The sequence below is a fragment of the Nocardia rhamnosiphila NBRC 108938 genome (assembly GCF_000720425.1).
In the GTDB taxonomy this organism is placed as follows: Bacteria; Actinomycetota; Actinomycetes; order Mycobacteriales; family Mycobacteriaceae; genus Nocardia; species Nocardia rhamnosiphila.
On record NZ_JOAJ01000005.1, the window covers coordinates 90797 to 107397 of the forward strand.

The window sequence follows — 16601 nt, forward strand, 5'->3', positions numbered from 1 at the left end:
ATGACCGGGCCGACCCTGCATGCCGAGAGGAACCGAGAATGAGCGTGCGTAACAAGATCCTGCTCGGCGTGACCGCGGTGGTGGTGGTCGCGGCGGCGGTGGTGGCCGGTATCGGCGGCTACCGGTACTGGGACTACCGGCAGTCGGAGCAGTCCCGCACCGATGCCGTGGCCGCGGCGACCCGCACGGTATCGGCCATGTTCAGCTACGAATTCCAGACGGTGGACTCGGAGCTGCCCAAGACCGCCGAGGATCTGGCCCCGGATTTCAAGGCCGACTATCTCGAGCTGATCGACAAGGCCATCGTGCCCGGGGCCAAGGAGAAGGAACTGACCGTCAAGGCCACCACACAGGCCGGGGGAGTGGTCTCCGCCGACCGTGCGCACGCCGTGGTGCTGCTGTTCCTCAACCAGGTCACCACCAGCAAAGAAAGCCCGCAGGGCACCACCACCGGCAGCCGGGTGCGGGTCGCGCTCGACAAATCCGACGATCGCTGGCTGGTCGCCTCGGTCACCCCGATCTGACCGGCGTCCGCGCCGGCCGGACACCGACCGGCGGCTCGCGATCACGAACTCATGAGGGCCCTCACCATCGCGGTGAGGGCCCTCGCCGGTTCACCGCGGGTCCGCCCGGTAACAGAAAACCGCCGGTCGACCGCGAGAGCGGTGCGACCGGCGGTTTCGTCCGGAGCCCCCTGTCAGGATTGAACTGACGACCTTTCGCTTACAAGGCGAGTGCTCTACCACTGAGCTAAGGAGGCGAGAAGCGGAGCCATCATAACCGTACGCGGCCGCTGCGCGACACCTGATTGCGATGTCGCACAGCGGTTGTACGGTTCTACCGGCTCCGCGTGCGGCCTACTTGCGGGCCGCCTCGTCCGCCGCCATGGCGTCACGCAGGCTCTTGGGCCGCATATCGGTCCAGTTCTGCTCCACGTACTCCACACAGGCGGCACGGCTGTCCTCACCGAAGACCACCCGCCAGCCGGCCGGGACTTCGGCGAAGGCGGGCCACAGGGAGTGCTGTTCTTCGTCGTTGACCAGAACGAAGAAGCGGCCGTCCTCGTCGTCGAACGGGTTGGTGCTCATTTCACCTCACTGGGATGCTCGTGGGTTGTGGGTTCGGATCTGTGTGGGCCCGCCCCGGCGGCCCGGGTCTGATCTCCGGATGCCGCGTCGCGAACCCAAACGATGTGTCGACACTAGCAAGCTCGGCGTTAGCTTTGGGCCCTCCCCTCACGCGGCGAAGAATTCCAGCAAGATCTTGTTCACCGCGTCCGGGCGCTCCAGATAGCCGTAGTGACCGGCATCGGGAACCTCCTGGTAGCGGCCGCCCGGAATGGCGTCGGCGACCTCTCGGGCCAGATACGGCGGGATCATCCGATCGTCCGCGAACCCGACGGCCAGGGACGGCACCCGGATATCGCGGTAGGCGTGCAGCCTGTCGAACTCGTGGTCCATCCGGCGCTGCGCCCGGATCCCGGGCGGCACCGGACCGCCGGTGAACTCGAACAGATCCAGCCAGTCGCGGGCCTTGTTCGTATCGGCCATGGTGGCCGGCGAGAGATTCATCACCGCGGTCAGCGCGGCCTCGTACTTGGCCGGCAACCGCACCTCGTTCTGGTCCATCTCGTGTTCGCCCAGCGACAGGGTCTTCTGGAACTGGTCCAGCCGGCCGTGGCCGGCGAGGAACACCGCCTTGCGTACCAGTTCGGGTCGTGCGAGCGCGAGTTCCTGCGCCACCCGGGCCCCCATCGAGGTACCGGCCACGAGCGCGGGACCCTCGTCGAGGAACTCGATCAGAGCCGCCGTATCGGCCACCATCTCGTGGATGGTCATCCCGTCGGCGGCCTCGTAGCTGGGAGCGATACCCCGGTTGTCGAACGTGCACACCCGGTATCCGGCGGCGAGCAGGGCCGGCACCTGGTGCAGCTCCCACACCCGGCCGGGGCTACCGGTGCCCATGATGAGCACCACCAGCGGACCGCCGCCTTTGACGTCGGTGCCCTTGGCGCGGTCTCCCTTGACCTGATAGTTGAGCGATATTCCGTTCACCGTGGCCAACGGCATGCTGCGGGCCCCTTCCTCATCGTTTCTGCTGCCAAAGGTATAGCCCCGGGGGCCCCGCCACGTTACCCGCGCCGGGAGCGACCCCGACCCCGGACAGATACCATTGACATTTCACATACAAGCGCACCAGCCGGGAGGACTGAGATGGCCACGAAGAGCAGCGCCAACGGTATCGCCGACGACGAACTGGAACCCCTCGCCGACGAGACCGCTCGTCAGGCGCAGCGGGTCGTGGCCGCCTATGCCGCCGATGCCGACGAATGCCGGATGCTCCTGTCGATGCTCGGTATCGGCCCCGGAGCCCGCACCGAGTAAACAGCCGCCGGCGCCAACGGCGACGTCGGCGGATCCCCACACACAACTACATGGCGTTCAGCGCCGCGCAAAGGATGCGTGAGTGGACCAGATGACCGATCAGCCGTCCAGCGATTCCACCCCCGAGGATGAAAACGCCGTATCCGCGGACCGGCCCGGAGACCGTAACGGCTCCGGGCCGGCAGGCAGCCCGATCGATCCGGCGGAGGCGCTCCCCGAGGCGGTGGATGCCGAACCCTTGCGCGAGCGCGGGGCCGGTTCCGGTTTCGTGGTGGTGGCCAACCGGCTACCGGTCGACCTGGAGAAGCTGCCGGACGGCAGCAGTCGCTGGAAACGCAGCCCCGGCGGTCTGGTGACCGCGCTGGAGCCGGTGCTCCGCAGCAATCGGGGCGCCTGGGTCGGTTGGGCCGGGGTCCCCGATGTGGATGTCGACCCCATCGTCGAGGACGGGCTGGAACTGCATCCGGTACCGCTGTCCGCACAGGAGGTGGCCGACTACTACGAGGGCTTCTCCAATGCCACCCTGTGGCCGCTGTACCACGACGTCATCGTTCGCCCCGTCTACAACCGGACCTGGTGGTCGGCCTACGTCCAGGTGAACCGGCGTTTCGCCGAGGAGACCGCGAAGGTCGCCGCCGAGGGCGCCACGGTGTGGGTGCAGGACTATCAGCTGCAACTCGTGCCCAAGATGCTGCGGATGCTGCGCCCGGATCTGACCATCGGATTCTTCCTGCACATCCCGTTCCCGCCGGTGGAACTCTTCATGCAGATGCCGTGGCGTACCGAGATCGTGGAGGGGCTGCTCGGCGCCGACCTGATCGGCTTCCATCTGCCCGGCGGGGCCCAGAACTTCCTCTACCTGGCCCGGCGCCTGGCCGGTCAGCCCACCTCGCGCGGCACCGTCGGAGTCCGGTCGAAGATGGGCGTGGTCCAGGTCGGGTTCCGGACGGTACGGGTCGGGGCCTTCCCTATCTCCATCGACTCCGCCGGACTGGACGAACACTCGCGCCGCCGCTCGGTGCGCGAGCGTGCCGCCCGCATCCGTGCCGAACTCGGCAGTCCCAAGAACATCCTGCTCGGTGTCGATCGCCTCGACTACACCAAAGGCATCGACATCAGGCTCAACGCCCTCGAGGAACTGCTGGCCGAAGGTCGTGTCGACCCGACGGAAACCGTGATGGTGCAGCTGGCCACGCCCAGCCGGGAACGGGTCGAGAGCTATATCCAGATGCGCGGCGATATCGAACGGCAGGTCGGCCGCATCAACGGCGAGTTCGCCCGGGTCGGCTACCCCGTCGTCCACTACCTGCACCGCCCGATCGCCCGGGAAGAACTCATCTCCTTCTTCGTGGCCGCCGATGTCATGCTGGTGACGCCCCTGCGCGACGGTATGAACCTGGTCGCCAAGGAGTACGTGGCCTGCCACTCCGGCCTCAACGGGACCCTGGTGCTCAGCGAGTTCACCGGCGCCGCGGCCGAGCTCCGCCAGTCCTACCTGTGCAACCCGCACGATCTGGACAGCGTCAAGGACGCCATCGTCGCCGCCCTCACCGACGACCGCGAAACCCGCCGCCGCCGGATGCGCTCCCTGCGCCGCCAGGTCCTGGCCCACGACGTGGACCGCTGGGCCCGGGCGTTCCTGGACGCACTGGCCCAGGGCCAGGTCGCCGGAAAGGCCCTGATGGCCGACGGAAACCATGACGACGAGGACTACCGCGACTAGCATCCCCGGGGCCGGATGCCGACTCGACCGCCCAGCCGACCTGGCGTCCGATCGCTTTGACGAACACGAGCGCTCTTTCGGTGCCGAGTTCAGCGAGGCCCATAAAGGGTCGAGGCCCGTCCCGTCGTTCAGCGCCCGAAGCGCATGCGCCGCAGGCGCGAGTCTCGGGCGCTGAACGACGGGACCTTCGGGGGCCTCGACCCCCGCGGCGCCGGAGGCGCCGCAATTCAACACAGCTTGTTCACAGCGAGTGCGCAGGGGGATGCCAGCGCGGTGGGTCAGTATGGGTGGCATGAGTGGGGCGCAAGGCGGAGTACCTGAGGCGCGGGTGCTGGTCGTCGACGACGAGGCGATGATCGTGGAACTGCTGACCGTGAGCTTGCGGTTCCAGGGGTTCGAGGTGGCGTCCGCCGCTGAGGGGGCGCAGGCGCTGGATGTGGCGCGCGGCTTCCGGCCCGACGCGTTGATCGTCGATGTGATGATGCCCGGTATGGACGGGTTCGGGCTGCTGCGGCGGTTACGGGCCGACGGTATCGACGCGCCGGTGCTGTTCCTGACCGCCCGCGACGATATTCAGGACAAGGTGACCGGGTTGACGCTGGGCGCCGACGACTATGTCACCAAGCCGTTCAGTTTGGAGGAGGTCGTCGCGCGGTTGCGGGTGATCCTGCGCCGGTCCGGGGCCACCGCGCCGGCGCGGGAGCAGTCGCGTATCCGGTTCGCCGATATCGAGCTGGACGACGATACGCACGAGGTGTTCAAGGCCGGGGAGCCGGTGGCGTTGTCACCGACCGAGTTCACGCTGCTGCGGTATTTCATGGTGAACGCGGGGACCGTGCTCAGCAAGCCACGGATTCTGGACCATGTGTGGCGTTACGACTTCGGCGGGGAGGTCGGGGTGGTGGAGACCTATGTGTCGTATCTGCGCAAGAAGGTCGATACCGGACCGCGGCGGCTGATCCACACCTTGCGCGGGGTCGGTTACGTGATGCGCGAATCCGCCGGCCGGTCGTGACAGTCGAGACCGCGCCGGGCGCCTCGGCGCCCCGTCCGGCCCGGCGGGGGCCGACCGGTCGCCTCGCGGCCGTCCCGCTGCGGGTGACGCTGGTGCTGGCGCTGGTCGCGCTGGCCGCCGCGGGGCTGCTGGCCTCCGGGGTGGCGGTCACCTCGGCGCTGCGTGCCGCGTTGATCGATCGGGTGGATCAGCAGCTGCAGGAGCAGGCGCAGACCTGGGCGCGGCCCGGTAGCCGGCCACCGCTACCGCTGCCGGGGGAGCCGGGGCGGGAGCGGCCGCCCGTGCCGTACTACGCGCGGGTCGAGGACGACTCGGGCAAGTTGTATCTACAGTCCGATGTGGGCAACGGCGCGCCGGAACTGCCGCAGAACATGCGTCCGGGGACCTTCACCACCGGATCGGCCGACGGCGATTCCGGGCAGTGGCGGGTCCGGTACACGGTGAACGCCCGAGGCACCAGTGTGGTGGCGCAGCGGCTGGACGAGACCGAGGAGATCGTCGAGCGGCTGGTGGTGCTGCAGCTGGTGATCGGGGCCCTGGTGCTCGCGGTGCTGGCGGTGGCGGCGTACTTCGTCATCAGGCGCAGTCTGCGTCGGCTGGTGCAGGTGGAGGAGACCGCCGCCGATATCGCGGCGGGGGATCTGCACCGGCGGGTGCCGATGCGCGGGACCAGCACCGAGGTCGATCGGCTGGCGCAATCGTTGAACTCGATGCTGGCCCAGATCCAGCGCGGATTCGCCGCGACCGAGGCCTCGGAGGAGGCCGCGCGGCGGTCCGAGGAGAAGATGCGCCGTTTCGTCGCCGATGCCAGCCACGAGTTGCGGACGCCGCTGACCACGATCAAGGGTTTCGCCGAGCTGTACCGGCAGGGCGCCACCGGGGATACCGATATGCTGCTCGACCGGATCGAACGCGAATCGAAACGGATGGGACTGCTGGTCGAGGATCTGCTGATGCTGGCCCGGCTCGACGCCGAGCGTCCGGTGGAACACGCGCCGGTCGACCTGCTGACCTTGACCAGCGACGCCGTGCACAGCGCGCGCGCGGTCGCGACCGCGCAGGGCCGCCACGACCCGGAGCACACGATCCGTTTCGAAGTACGGCCCGGTTCCGGTACCGCGGAGATACCGGGCGACGCGGCTCGGCTGCGGCAGGTATTGGCGAACCTGCTGAACAACGCGCTCGTGCACACACCACCCGATGCCGTGGTGACCGTTCGGCTGACGCCCGGGCAAGACGAGGTGCGGCTCGAGGTGGCCGATACCGGACCGGGGATGCCACCGGACCAGGCCGCTCGGGTTTTCGAGCGGTTCTACCGGGCCGACGATTCGCGCAGCCGGGGCAGCGGTGGAACCGGGCTGGGCCTGTCGATCGTGCAGGCATTGGTCGCCGCGCACGGCGGCACCGTGGAGGTGCACAGCGAATACGGGGTGGGCACCACCTTCACGGTCCGGCTACCGCGCAATCGGCCGGACCCGGCCGGTCCCGCTGCCGCGGACGACAGCGGGAACGGGATCTGACTCAGTCGGGCACGTTCGCGCCGTGGCCGAGTTCACGCAGCGCCTGCTTGATCCGTGCCTGCGCGTCGTCGAGGGACTCCGGCTCCGGGTTCGGATCGGCACCGGAGATATCGAAATTCCCCATGGTGAACGCCGGGAACACGTGTACATGCAGATGCGGGACCTCGAGTCCCGCGATCAGCAGACCCGCCCGCGGCGCGTCCCAGGCCGCGCGCACGGCCTGCCCGATCTTCTGCGCGACCCCGTTCAGGCGCGCGAAGACCTCGGGCTCGATGTCCTGCCACTGATCGATCTCTTTGCGGGGCACCACGAGGGTGTGTCCCGGCGTCACCGGCGCGATGGTGAGGAACCCGACGAATTCGTCGTCTTCCCAGACGAACCGGCCCGGCAGGTCACCGGCGATGATCGCACTGAAAACAGATGCCATGGGGCGAGACTAGTGTTGCCGCGCCGAAGAACACATTCACGCTCCGACGAAGTGCGACAGAATTCCCTGTACCTCGTAGATGTCGACCTGGCGGTTGAACTTCTTCTGTAGCGGCGTGTCGGTGCCCGAGATCCACAGCACCAGCTCCGCGTCGAGATCGAAGGTGCCCGCTGTTTCCACCGCGAAATGGGTGATCGAGCGGTAAGGGATGCTGTGGTAGCTCACCTTCCGGCCGGACAGTCCCTGTTTGTCGATGAGGATGAGCCGCCGGTTGGTGAACAGCATGGCGTCGCGGACCAGGATGTAGGCGGAGTAGACCTGTTCACCGTTGCCGAGTAGCCGTTGGTATTCCTGCTGGGCCCGGGCCGGCTCCACCTGTCCGGCGTTCCCCATGATTCCGTCCATCAGACCCATTGCGCACGTCCTCCCGTAGACGCGCACCGGGATCGCTGGGCCCCGGCACGCGGGTTGTCCACCCGTTCAAGGTGTTTCCTCCATCATCCACAGACGGCCGCAGGCGGGGTGAAGTCGCTGGTACCGGGCGGGGACCGGCGGTGAGCCTGCCCCGCCGAGCATCGATGGGGCACCTATAAGCTGTCCGGGTGCGAGTACTCGTCATCGGTTCCGGAGCCCGTGAACACGCCCTCGTCCTTGCGCTGCGCCGTGATCCGGCGGTGAGCGCGATCGTCGTCGCGCCGGGTAACGCCGGTATCGCCCAGCATGCGCAGGTGCGGCCGGTGGACCCGAGTTCCGGGGAATCGGTGGCCGCGCTGGCCCGGGAGGTGGCCGCGGATCTGGCGGTGATCGGCCCGGAGGTGCCGCTGGTCCTGGGCGTGGCCGACGCGGTGCGCGCGGCCGGGATCGCCTGTTTCGGTCCGTCGGCCGCGGCGGCCCGGATCGAGGGATCGAAGGCGTTCGCCAAGGATGTGATGGCCGCGGCCGGAGTGCGTACCGCGCACAGCGAGGTGGTGGACTCGCCCGCCGAATTGGATGCGGCGCTGGACCGTTTCGGCCCCACCTGGGTGGTCAAGGACGATGGGCTCGCGGCGGGTAAGGGTGTGGTGGTCACACCCGACCGGTTGGTGGCCCGCGGACATGCCGCCGAACTACTCGAGCAGGGGCATCCGGTGCTGCTGGAATCTTTTCTGGACGGCCCGGAGGTTTCGCTGTTCTGCCTGGTCGACGGGGAGACGGTGGTGCCGCTGCTGCCCGCGCAGGATCACAAGCGGGTGGGTGACGGCGATACCGGGCCCAATACCGGTGGAATGGGCGCCTACACGCCGCTGCCGTGGCTGCCCGACGGGACGGTCGAGCAGATCGTCGACGAGGTGGTGGCTCCGGTGGCCGCCGAATTGGTCCGGCGCGGAGTCGCTTTCAGCGGCCTGCTGTACGCGGGGCTGGCGATGGGCACGGCCGGGCCCGCGGTGGTCGAGTTCAACTGCCGGTTCGGTGATCCGGAGACCCAGGCGGTGCTCGCCCTGCTGGACAGCCCGCTCGGCGAACTGCTGTACGCCACCGCGACCGGCACGCTGGCCGAGATGTCCGCGCCGCGCTGGCGCGACGGCGCCGCGATCACCGTCGTGCTGGCCGCGGAGAACTATCCCGCCCGGCCGCGGTCCGGCGATGTGATCAGCGGTGCCGGGGACGCGGCGACCGACGACGCGGCGACGGTGCTGCACGCCGGGACGGCGCAGCGTGCGGACGGTGCGCTGGTCTCCGCGGGTGGGCGCGTGCTCAGTATCGTCGGCACCGGAGTCGATCTGGCGGCGGCGCGCGAGGCCGCCTACGACCGTTTGGCCGGTATCAAACTGACCGGGAGCCACTACCGCTCCGATATCGGACTGGCCGCTCTCGAGGACCGTATCTCTCTCTGAGACCAGGTGGTGCGGGCGGCGCTGCGGCGTGCGCTCGCCCGCACCGGGGCCGGCCTTCCGGCCGACCGGTCAGTAGGCTCCGAAGACGTTGTCGATGGAGCCGTAGCGGTGGGCGGCGTAGTTGCAGGCCGCGGCGATATTGGCGACCGGGTCGTAGATATCCCACGAGGTGCCGTCCACATGGTAGGCGGCGAAGGTGGGATCGATGACCTGCATGAGCCCCTTCGAGGGGGTGCCCGCCGCGGCATTGGAGTCCGACAGGTTGATCGCCTGGGGGTTACCGCTGGACTCGCGCATGGCATTGCGGTGGATACCGTCGTAGCTGGCCGGGATGCCGTGCTGGCCGAGGACGTGCAGTGCGTTACGGATCCAGCCGTCCAGGTTGTTGGAGTAGGACACCGGTTGGATGGTCTCCGGTAGTGAATGCTGCTGCGCCTGCGGCAGCTGCTGCTGCCATTGGTGGAGCTGCTGCCGAGCCTGCTGGGCGGGGGCCTGCAGTACGGCGGGCACACCGGTGATGGATGCGTCGGCGTGCGCCTGGGTCGGGACCACGACGGCAGCGGCGACGGCGACGAGCGGTAACAGGTTTCGTAAACGCATGGGAACGGCTCTCCGACAGCGCGCAGGTTTCCGCCGCCGGTGTCATGGCCGTCGGCGCAGTCGTTGCGCTGCTTCTCGAATACTTGTGATGGGAAATGGGAGATTCAGTTGTCCGCGCCGATGGCACACTGCACCCGCCGGGGCGACCGGTCGCTCGGAATGTTCAGAAGAACTCGATAACCGTGCGACAAACGAACTTGCGATTCGTTATCTGGCAAATCACAGATTGGTTGCGATAGGTTAACGGAAGTTGAACTCAAACATAACTGTTGGTTTTATTCTCCTGAGAGAACTCGATGTACCAGGACTTACATCCGTGTAAGTCGCGCCGGCTGTCGTTATCCGGTGATCGTCTTTTCGAGTTCTGCGAATTTGCCCAGTCGGTCGCTCAGTTGTATGAGAGCCCGTGCAGTGCGAGCCAGCGCTGCGGATCGACGTGCTGACCGTCCAAGATGATCTCGAAATGCAGATGCGGTCCGGTGGAATCACCGCGGTTGCCCATTCGCGCGATCTGCATACCGGCCGGAACCCGTTCCCCGACCGAGACGAAGAAGTCGTACATATGGCCGTAGACCGAGATCGCGCCGTCGTCGTGCCGGATCCGCACCCACAGGCCGAAACCGGCGGCGGGACCGGCATCGATCACGGTGCCGCTCGCGACGGCGTAGATCGGGGTGCCGATCGGGCCGGCGATATCGATACCACGATGGAAAGTGCCCCACCGGCTGCCGAAACCGGAGGTGAAGGTGCCCGGCGCGGGCAGGACGTAACCACCGGCGCCGGGCGGCACGGCGCCGGGCGGGATCAGCCCGCCCTCGAGGCCACCCGGCGCGGGCGCGGTGTTTATCCAGGGCTGCTCCCGGCCGGCGACCGCGGCCGCGGCTTCGGCCTTGGCACGTTCCAGCGTGGCCCGGGCGGCCGCGGCCACCACCGCCTGTTCACGCAGGCGTTCCCCGTTGTCGATGGCATCGAGATAGCGGCGCACCGACGGCACCGCCGCGGACAGTCGCAATGGATGGGCGAGAGCCACGCGATAGGCGATTCCCGGAACCGGGCTCCGGTCGGTGACCGCGATACCCGCGGATCCGTCGCCTGCCGCCAAGAGCAGGGCGAGCAGCAGTACACCGATGAGTACGCGGTGGCGGCGGGCCGCGGCGGCGATCTCATCGGCGGACGGCCTGCGCGCCACCAGGTCGGCGAGTTCGGCCCGGGTGGGACGGCGGGACCAGAGATCCATCGCGGACTGCCGCAGCCACCGGCGGGCCGCGACCAACCGGGGCCCCGGCGTCCGGGCCTGCGCGGCGGCACGCTCCCGCCAGCCGGGGGCGATGACGAGACCGCCGCCGGTCGCGGCCGCACGGTCCAGGGAGACGGACCGCTCCTCGGCGGCGGTTGCCGTCTCGTCGGTGGTGCCGAGCGCGGCCGTGCCGGTGCCGAGTGCGAGGTCGGGATCTGTGGTTTCCGGTGGGCTGTCACCGCCGCGACTCGGATCCGTGGTTCCCGGCGCGTCGCCGCGTCCTGGATCCACGGTCTCCGGCTCGGTGTCGACCGCGCCGGGGTCGCGCTCAATGGATTCCCGCTTCGAGTCGTGCCGGGCCTGCGGTCTCCGGCCGGAGTGGGGGCCGGACTCGCGGCCGGCAGACTCGGGCGACGCGCCCGGGCGCGTTTCCCGGCCGGCCGCTTCGAAAAGCGGGTTCATGGCGCGGTGTAAGCATCGGCGCAGGGCCCCGGTCCCGCGACCGGACGCGGTGGAGTCGGGGTCCTGTGTTGGCGGGCCGTCGGCCCGCCGGCCGGCCTTGTCGAGCATCAGAGCAGACCATAGCTGTCGAACCGCTCGAAGCGGTGTTCTACCGTCGGTCGGGTGTCCACTGAATCTCGGCGCTCGACCATCCCACCTTTCTACGTGATGGATGTCTGGAAAGCCGCCGCCGAACGCGCCCGAACGCACGGCGACGTACTGAGTCTCGCGGCCGGGCAGCCCTCGACACCGGCACCGGCTCCGGTGCTACGTGCCACGAAGACCGCCATCGATGCCGAATTGTTCGGTTACACGGAAACTTTCGGAATTCTGCCGCTACGCCAGGCGATCGCCGGGCACCATCACCGGACCTACGGTTATCCGGTGGATGCCGACGACGTCGTGGTCACCACCGGTTCCTCCGGCGCGTTCACCCTCATCTTCCTGGCGGCGTTCGATCCCGGTGACACCGTGGTGGTCGCGCGCCCCGGCTACCCGGCCTACCGCAATACGCTGGCCGCGCTCGGTTGCCGGGTGGTCGAACTGGACTGTCGCGCCGAGACCAGGTTCCAGCCGACCGTCGCCATGCTCGAAGAACTTCCGGAACCGCCGCGGGGCCTGATCGTGGCCAGTCCCGCCAATCCGACCGGCACCATGATCGATCCGGACGAACTCGCGGCGCTGGCCCGCTGGTGCGATACGCACGGCACGCTGCTGATCTCCGACGAGATCTATCACGGCATCACCTACGGCGGTGAGCGCACCGCCTCGGCCTGGGAGACCTCTCGCGCGGGAGTGGTCATCGGCTCGGTGTCGAAATATTTCTCGATGACCGGCTGGCGGCTGGGCTGGATGCTGGCGCCGCCGGCACTGCGCCCGGCGCTACAGCGGCTGGCATCCAATATGACCGTCTGCCCGCCCGCGATCTCGCAGTACGCGGCAGTGCACGCGTTCGGTGACGAAGCGCGGACCGAACTCGACGCCCATGTGCACCGATATGCGATCAACCGCGCCATCCTTTTGGAAGGGCTGGCCGGGCTCGGTATCACCGACCTCGCGCCCGCCGACGGCGCGTTCTACGCCTACGCCGATATCGGCCATCTCACCGACGATTCCATGGCGTGGTGCGCGGATGTACTGGCCGACACGGGGGTGGCGCTGGCGCCGGGCCTGGATTTCGACACAGTCAACGGGCATCGCACCATCCGCCTCTCCTTCGCCGGATCGACAGCGGAGATCGAAGCGGCGCTCACCCGGCTCCGGGAATACTTGCGGCAGAGCACAGGTCGGCACCGTGCACGGCAATGATTTTCCACAGTACGACAACATCACCGCGTGGATGCGGTAGAAACATCGATGGTTCTTTCCCCTTTCCCTCATTTCGCACGGATGTATTGATGACGACTGGCACGATGGCACGGTGATAACCGCGACGACTCCGAAGGGTGAACGGCGTCGCCAGGCGCTGGTGGCTGCCGCTGCCGAGTTACTGCTCGAAGGCGGTTTCGACGCGGTGCGGCATCGCTCGGTCGCGACCCGCGCCGAACTGCCGCTGGCCTCCACGACCTATTACTTCGAATCGCTCGAGGATCTGATCGCGCGGGCGGTCGAGTTCAGCGGTAATGCCGAACTCGAGGCCATGCGGCGGCGGATCGGCGAGGTGACCCACCGCCGCCGCGGTGCGGAGGCGACCGTCGATCTGGTGCTCGACCTGCTGATCGGCCCCGACGGCGTGGACGAGGGCGCGCGCGGGCGGTTGATCGCCCGCTACGAACGCACCGTCGCCTCGGCCCGGCACCCCGAGTTACGCGAGGTCCAGCTCCGACTACGCGGGCAGCTGGACGAGCTGCTCTCCGATGTGCTGCGCCGATCCGACCGAATGGTGCGGCCCGAACAACTGCGCAGGCTGGTCGCGGTGGTCGACGGCGCGGTGGTCGCCGCCCTCAGCGAATCCGACCCGCAACCCCGCCGGCCGGCCCGCGGCGCGCTGCTGGAGGTCATCGATATCGTCGCTCCGGCGACGCACCAGCCGATCGACCGCTACCGGTCATTAGACTGACCGGACGTGACCTCAGACCTGATCCCCAACGTCCTCGCCACCCGCTACGCCAGCCCGCAGCTGGTACATCTGTGGTCTCCCGAGCAGAAGATCGTGCTCGAGCGGCGGCTGTGGCTGGAGGTGCTGCGCGCCCAGGCCGAACTCGGTATCGACGTCCCGCCCGGGGTGGTCGAGGACTACGAGCGCGTCGTCGAACAGGTCGACCTGGCCGCCATCGCCGAACGGGAACGGGTGACCCGCCACGACGTGAAGGCCCGGATCGAGGAGTTCAACGCCCTCGCCGGGCACGAGCATGTGCACAAGGGGATGACCAGCCGCGATCTCACCGAGAACGTGGAACAGTTGCAGATCCGGCTGTCGCTGGAACATATCCACTCCCACGGTGTCGCGGTGGCCGCCCGGCTGGCCGAACGGGCCGCCGAATATCAGACGCTGGTCATGGCCGGGCGCTCGCACAATGTCGCCGCGCAGGCCACCACGCTGGGCAAACGTTTCGCCTCGGCCGCCGACGAACTGCTCATCGGGCTCACCCGGCTGCGTGAACTCGTCGACCGCTATCCGCTGCGCGGGATCAAGGGCCCGATGGGCACCGCGCAGGACATGCTGGATCTGCTCGGTGGGGACGCCGCGAAACTGACCGCACTCGAACAGCAGGTCTCCCGGCACCTGGGCTTCACCAGCGTGCTGACCAGCGTCGGGCAGGTCTACCCGCGTTCCCTGGACCACGATGTGCTGTCCGCGCTGGTGCAGATCGGTGCCGCGCAGTCCTCGCTGGCCCACACCATCCGGCTGATGGCCGGCCACGAACTGGTGACCGAGGGTTTCCAGCCGGGGCAGGTCGGTAGCTCGGCCATGCCGCACAAGATGAACACCCGCTCATGTGAACGGGTCAACGGCCTGCAGGTGGTGCTGCGCGGATACGGCTCGATGGCCGCCGAACTGGCCGGCGCGCAGTGGAACGAAGGCGATGTCTTCTGCTCGGTGGTGCGCCGGGTGGCGCTGCCGGACGCCTTCTTCGCGATCGACGGCATGATGGAGACCTTCCTGACCGTGCTGGCCGAATTCGGCGCCTACCCGGCGGTGATCGCCCGCGAGCTGGACCGCTACCTCCCGTTCCTCGCCACCACGCGCATCCTCATGGCCGCGGTCCGGGCGGGGGTCGGCCGGGAAGCCGCGCACGAAGTGATCAAGGAGCATTCGGTGGCGGTCGCGCTGGCGATGCGGGAGCAGGGCCGCGAACCCGACCTGCTGGACCGGCTGGCCGCCGACGACCGGTTGCCGTTGGACCGGGCCGCCCTGGATGCCGCGCTGGCGGAGAAGTCGGCGTTCATCGGAGCGGCCGACGCACAGGTCGCGGAGGTGGTGGCGCAGGTGGGCAAGCTGGCCTCGGCCTACCCGGAAGCTGCTCGGTATACCCCGTCGCCGATCCTCTGAGTTCTGGTGCCGGGGCCTCGACGTGGCGGGCGGCTGCCCGTGGTCGGGGGCGTGGGTATGCCGCGATGCGGGGGTGCCTTCACGAATAGCGGCACCCTCTCGGTGCCGAGTCTTACGAGGCCCTGAAAGGGTCGAGGCCCGTCCCGTCGTTCACGCCTCGAAGTGCATGCGCGAAGCGCGAGTCTCGAGGACTGAACGGCGGGACCGAGGGGGCCTCGACCCCGCGCGCCGAAGGCGCGCCAATATACACAGCATGGATCCTTATTCGATCTTTTCCGACATTGTGGCCGGGCGGGCGCCGGCGAGCCGGGTGTACGAGGACGACGATGTGCTCGCGTTCCTGGATATCCGGCCGATGACGCCGGGGCATCTGCTGGTGGTGCCGAAGAAACCGGCGCGGGATCTCGCCGAGCTGGACCCGGTGCTCGGCGGGAAATTGTTCCAGGTGGGGCAGCTGCTGGCGGCGGCGTTGCGGGACAGTGAGGTGGCCTGCGACGGGGTGAATTTCTTCCTGGCCGACGGTGTGACCGCGGGGCAGGAGGTGTTCCACGTCCATCTGCACGTGATTCCCCGTACCCCGGGGGACGGATTCGGTCTGCGGGGGCGGCCGCGGACGCCGCCGCGGGCGGATCTGGACTATCTGGCCGGTTCCATCCGGGGCGCGCTGCAGCGGGGACGGTGAGTTTCCCACTCGGAGAGTGATTCCGCGGATCGTACCGATATGGACACGTAAGATCGTTTGTCGTCTACAGTCGGCATGTTTGCTGTGAATATGCCGACAGTGCGCTATCGCCGAGCGAGATGGTGAGCATGGGCATGAGCTAGTTTCCGGGGTGGGCTAGGGAGGTGCGATCGTGCGTTGTTTTCGGATAGCTGTACTGATGCTGGGGGTGATCGGTTTGGCTGCCGGGCTCCCTGTGCTCCGACCCACTCCGGCCGCCGCGGCCGAAATCGTCCGGATCGATGAACTCGGACCGACCCGTTCGGCGGTCTTCGTCTCGTCGCCCGCCATGAACCAGGTCGTGCAGGTGCAGGTGCTGCATCCGGCCGGGGGCGGCAGCCGGCCCACCTACTACCTGCTGGACGGGCTCGATCCGGGCGTCGGCCAGAGCACTTGGACCAATGCCACCGAGGCCGAGCGTTTCTTCCTCGGTAAGAACGTCAATGTCGTTCTCCCGGTCGGTGGTAAGGCCAGCTATTTCACCGACTGGCAGCGCGACGATCCCTCGCTGGGCCGCTATCGGTGGGAGACGTTCCTCACCCGGGAACTGCCGCCGATCATCGACAGCAATTTCGCCGGTGACGGGCAGAACGCGATCGGTGGCCTGTCCATGGGCGGGCACGCCGCCTATATTCTCGCCGCCCGGCATCCGCAGCTCTATACCGCGGTCGCCGGGTACAGCGCCTGCCCGGATACCGCGATGGCCGCCGGCGCGGTGCAGTTCTCCATCGTGACCAGGGGCGGCAACCCGGACAATATGTGGGGTCCGGCCGGCGGCCCGGACTGGGCGGCCCATGATCCGGCGCTCATGCTGGACCGGTTGCGTGGTAAAACGCTGTTCCTGTCGACCGGTACGGGCTTGCCCGGCCCGCACGAACTGGAGTTGAAACCGCAGCTGCCGGAGAACATCGTGCTCGGCGGGCCGATCGAATTCGCGGTCGATGCCTGTGTGATCTCGTTCGAGCACAAGGCGCGGGCGGCCGGGCTGCCGCTGCGGGTCTACTACAGCCCGGTCGGCACGCATTCGTGGTCGTACTGGAACGACCATCTGAAGGCGTCCTGGCCGACCATCGGTCCCGCGATCGGCGCCTGATCCTTTCGGCCGC

17 protein-coding genes and 1 tRNA gene are annotated in these 16601 nt (G+C 68.2%); 11 read left to right on the top strand and 7 right to left on the bottom strand.

What is annotated here, in order from left to right; translation table 11 throughout:
- The first annotated feature begins 38 nt into the window (after positions 1–38).
- Positions 39–524: a hypothetical protein gene (locus IG75_RS0118125; RefSeq protein ID WP_030522890.1), complete on the top strand. Its 486-nt coding sequence runs from the start codon at positions 39–41 to the stop codon at positions 522–524.
- Between the two features lie 164 nt (positions 525–688).
- Here IG75_RS0118125 and IG75_RS0118130 read toward each other — a convergent pair.
- The 3 genes from IG75_RS0118130 to IG75_RS0118140 form a co-directional block, all read right to left on the bottom strand.
- Positions 689–760, bottom strand: a tRNA-Thr gene (locus tag IG75_RS0118130).
- 97 nt (positions 761–857) lie between these two features.
- Complete coding sequence (locus IG75_RS0118135) at positions 858–1088, bottom strand: MbtH family protein (protein ID WP_030522889.1); 231 nt, start codon at positions 1086–1088, stop codon at positions 858–860.
- 147 nt (positions 1089–1235) lie between these two features.
- A complete protein-coding gene (locus IG75_RS0118140) occupies positions 1236–2069 on the bottom strand; it encodes an alpha/beta fold hydrolase (protein WP_030522888.1) in 834 nt (277 codons plus the stop codon).
- Positions 2070–2213: 144 nt separating this feature from the next.
- Between IG75_RS0118140 and IG75_RS39730 the strand changes: the two genes are divergently transcribed.
- The 4 genes from IG75_RS39730 (at position 2214) to IG75_RS0118160 (ending at position 6642) form a co-directional block, all read left to right on the top strand.
- Positions 2214–2384, top strand: coding sequence for a hypothetical protein (locus IG75_RS39730; RefSeq protein ID WP_168165630.1), 171 nt, complete (start codon positions 2214–2216; stop codon positions 2382–2384).
- Between the two features lie 91 nt (positions 2385–2475).
- Positions 2476–4107, top strand: a complete 1632-nt coding sequence (locus IG75_RS0118150; protein WP_245713435.1) for an alpha,alpha-trehalose-phosphate synthase (UDP-forming) — start codon at positions 2476–2478, stop codon at positions 4105–4107.
- A 283-nt stretch (positions 4108–4390) separates the two neighbouring features.
- Positions 4391–5122, top strand: a complete 732-nt coding sequence (locus tag IG75_RS0118155; protein ID WP_168165631.1) for a response regulator transcription factor — start codon at positions 4391–4393, stop codon at positions 5120–5122.
- Positions 5119–6642, top strand: a complete 1524-nt coding sequence (locus tag IG75_RS0118160) for a sensor histidine kinase (RefSeq protein WP_081876993.1) — start codon at positions 5119–5121, stop codon at positions 6640–6642. The genes IG75_RS0118155 and IG75_RS0118160 overlap by 4 nt, the downstream gene beginning before the upstream one ends.
- 1 nt (position 6643) lies before the next feature.
- On the opposite strand, the gene IG75_RS0118165 is transcribed toward IG75_RS0118160, so the two are convergent.
- Both IG75_RS0118165 and IG75_RS0118170 read right to left on the bottom strand, forming a co-directional pair.
- Complete coding sequence (locus tag IG75_RS0118165; protein WP_030522884.1) at positions 6644–7069, bottom strand: HIT family protein; 426 nt, start codon at positions 7067–7069, stop codon at positions 6644–6646.
- Positions 7070–7105: 36 nt separating this feature from the next.
- Entirely contained in the window at positions 7106–7483 is a 378-nt protein-coding gene (locus tag IG75_RS0118170; protein WP_030522883.1) for a PH domain-containing protein, read from the bottom strand.
- Between the two features lie 188 nt (positions 7484–7671).
- Here IG75_RS0118170 and purD point away from each other — a divergent pair, with 188 nt between their 5' ends.
- On the top strand, positions 7672–8943 hold the full coding sequence (gene purD, locus IG75_RS0118175; protein WP_030522882.1) for a phosphoribosylamine--glycine ligase: 1272 nt from the start codon (positions 7672–7674) through the stop codon (positions 8941–8943).
- A gap of 69 nt (positions 8944–9012) precedes the next feature.
- Here the strand turns inward: purD and IG75_RS0118180 are convergent, their stop codons facing one another.
- Positions 9013–9543, bottom strand: coding sequence for a transglycosylase SLT domain-containing protein (locus IG75_RS0118180; RefSeq protein ID WP_156059018.1), 531 nt, complete (start codon positions 9541–9543; stop codon positions 9013–9015).
- 388 nt (positions 9544–9931) lie between these two features.
- Positions 9932–11071: a M23 family metallopeptidase gene (locus IG75_RS39580; protein ID WP_246872166.1), complete on the bottom strand. Its 1140-nt coding sequence runs from the start codon at positions 11069–11071 to the stop codon at positions 9932–9934.
- Positions 11072–11404: 333 nt separating this feature from the next.
- Here IG75_RS39580 and IG75_RS0118195 point away from each other — a divergent pair, with 333 nt between their 5' ends.
- The 5 genes from IG75_RS0118195 (at position 11405) to IG75_RS0118215 (ending at position 16588) form a co-directional block, all read left to right on the top strand.
- On the top strand, positions 11405–12589 hold the full coding sequence (locus tag IG75_RS0118195) for a pyridoxal phosphate-dependent aminotransferase (RefSeq protein ID WP_156059017.1): 1185 nt from the start codon (positions 11405–11407) through the stop codon (positions 12587–12589).
- Between the two features lie 112 nt (positions 12590–12701).
- Complete coding sequence (locus IG75_RS0118200) at positions 12702–13340, top strand: TetR/AcrR family transcriptional regulator (protein ID WP_030522878.1); 639 nt, start codon at positions 12702–12704, stop codon at positions 13338–13340.
- 6 nt (positions 13341–13346) lie between these two features.
- Positions 13347–14774 carry an adenylosuccinate lyase gene (gene purB / locus IG75_RS0118205; RefSeq protein WP_174561229.1) on the top strand — a complete coding sequence of 476 codons (1428 nt, stop codon included), beginning with the start codon at positions 13347–13349 and terminating at the stop codon, positions 14772–14774.
- 253 nt (positions 14775–15027) lie between these two features.
- A complete protein-coding gene (locus IG75_RS0118210) occupies positions 15028–15456 on the top strand; it encodes an HIT family protein (RefSeq protein ID WP_030522876.1) in 429 nt (142 codons plus the stop codon).
- Between the two features lie 199 nt (positions 15457–15655).
- Positions 15656–16588 carry an alpha/beta hydrolase gene (locus IG75_RS0118215; RefSeq protein WP_081876992.1) on the top strand — a complete coding sequence of 311 codons (933 nt, stop codon included), beginning with the start codon at positions 15656–15658 and terminating at the stop codon, positions 16586–16588.
- The last annotated feature ends 13 nt before the right edge of the window (positions 16589–16601 follow it).

Excerpts from the sequence above, each read along its gene's own strand:
- IG75_RS0118210 (WP_030522876.1), top strand. The coding sequence starts at position 15,028 with ATGGATCCTTATTCGATCTTTTCCGACATTGTGGCCGGGCGGGCGCCG.
- IG75_RS0118150 (WP_245713435.1), top strand. The coding sequence starts at position 2,476 with ATGACCGATCAGCCGTCCAGCGATTCCACCCCCGAGGATGAAAACGCC.
- IG75_RS0118140 (WP_030522888.1), bottom strand. The coding sequence starts at position 2,069 with ATGCCGTTGGCCACGGTGAACGGAATATCGCTCAACTATCAGGTCAAG.
- IG75_RS0118170 (WP_030522883.1), bottom strand. The coding sequence starts at position 7,483 with ATGGGTCTGATGGACGGAATCATGGGGAACGCCGGACAGGTGGAGCCG.
- IG75_RS0118165 (WP_030522884.1), bottom strand. The coding sequence starts at position 7,069 with ATGGCATCTGTTTTCAGTGCGATCATCGCCGGTGACCTGCCGGGCCGG.
- IG75_RS0118180 (WP_156059018.1), bottom strand. The coding sequence starts at position 9,543 with ATGCGTTTACGAAACCTGTTACCGCTCGTCGCCGTCGCCGCTGCCGTC.
- IG75_RS39730 (WP_168165630.1), top strand. The coding sequence starts at position 2,214 with ATGGCCACGAAGAGCAGCGCCAACGGTATCGCCGACGACGAACTGGAA.
- IG75_RS0118135 (WP_030522889.1), bottom strand. The coding sequence starts at position 1,088 with ATGAGCACCAACCCGTTCGACGACGAGGACGGCCGCTTCTTCGTTCTG.
- IG75_RS0118155 (WP_168165631.1), top strand. The coding sequence starts at position 4,391 with ATGGGTGGCATGAGTGGGGCGCAAGGCGGAGTACCTGAGGCGCGGGTG.
- IG75_RS0118215 (WP_081876992.1), top strand. The coding sequence starts at position 15,656 with ATGCTGGGGGTGATCGGTTTGGCTGCCGGGCTCCCTGTGCTCCGACCC.
- IG75_RS0118125 (WP_030522890.1), top strand. The coding sequence starts at position 39 with ATGAGCGTGCGTAACAAGATCCTGCTCGGCGTGACCGCGGTGGTGGTG.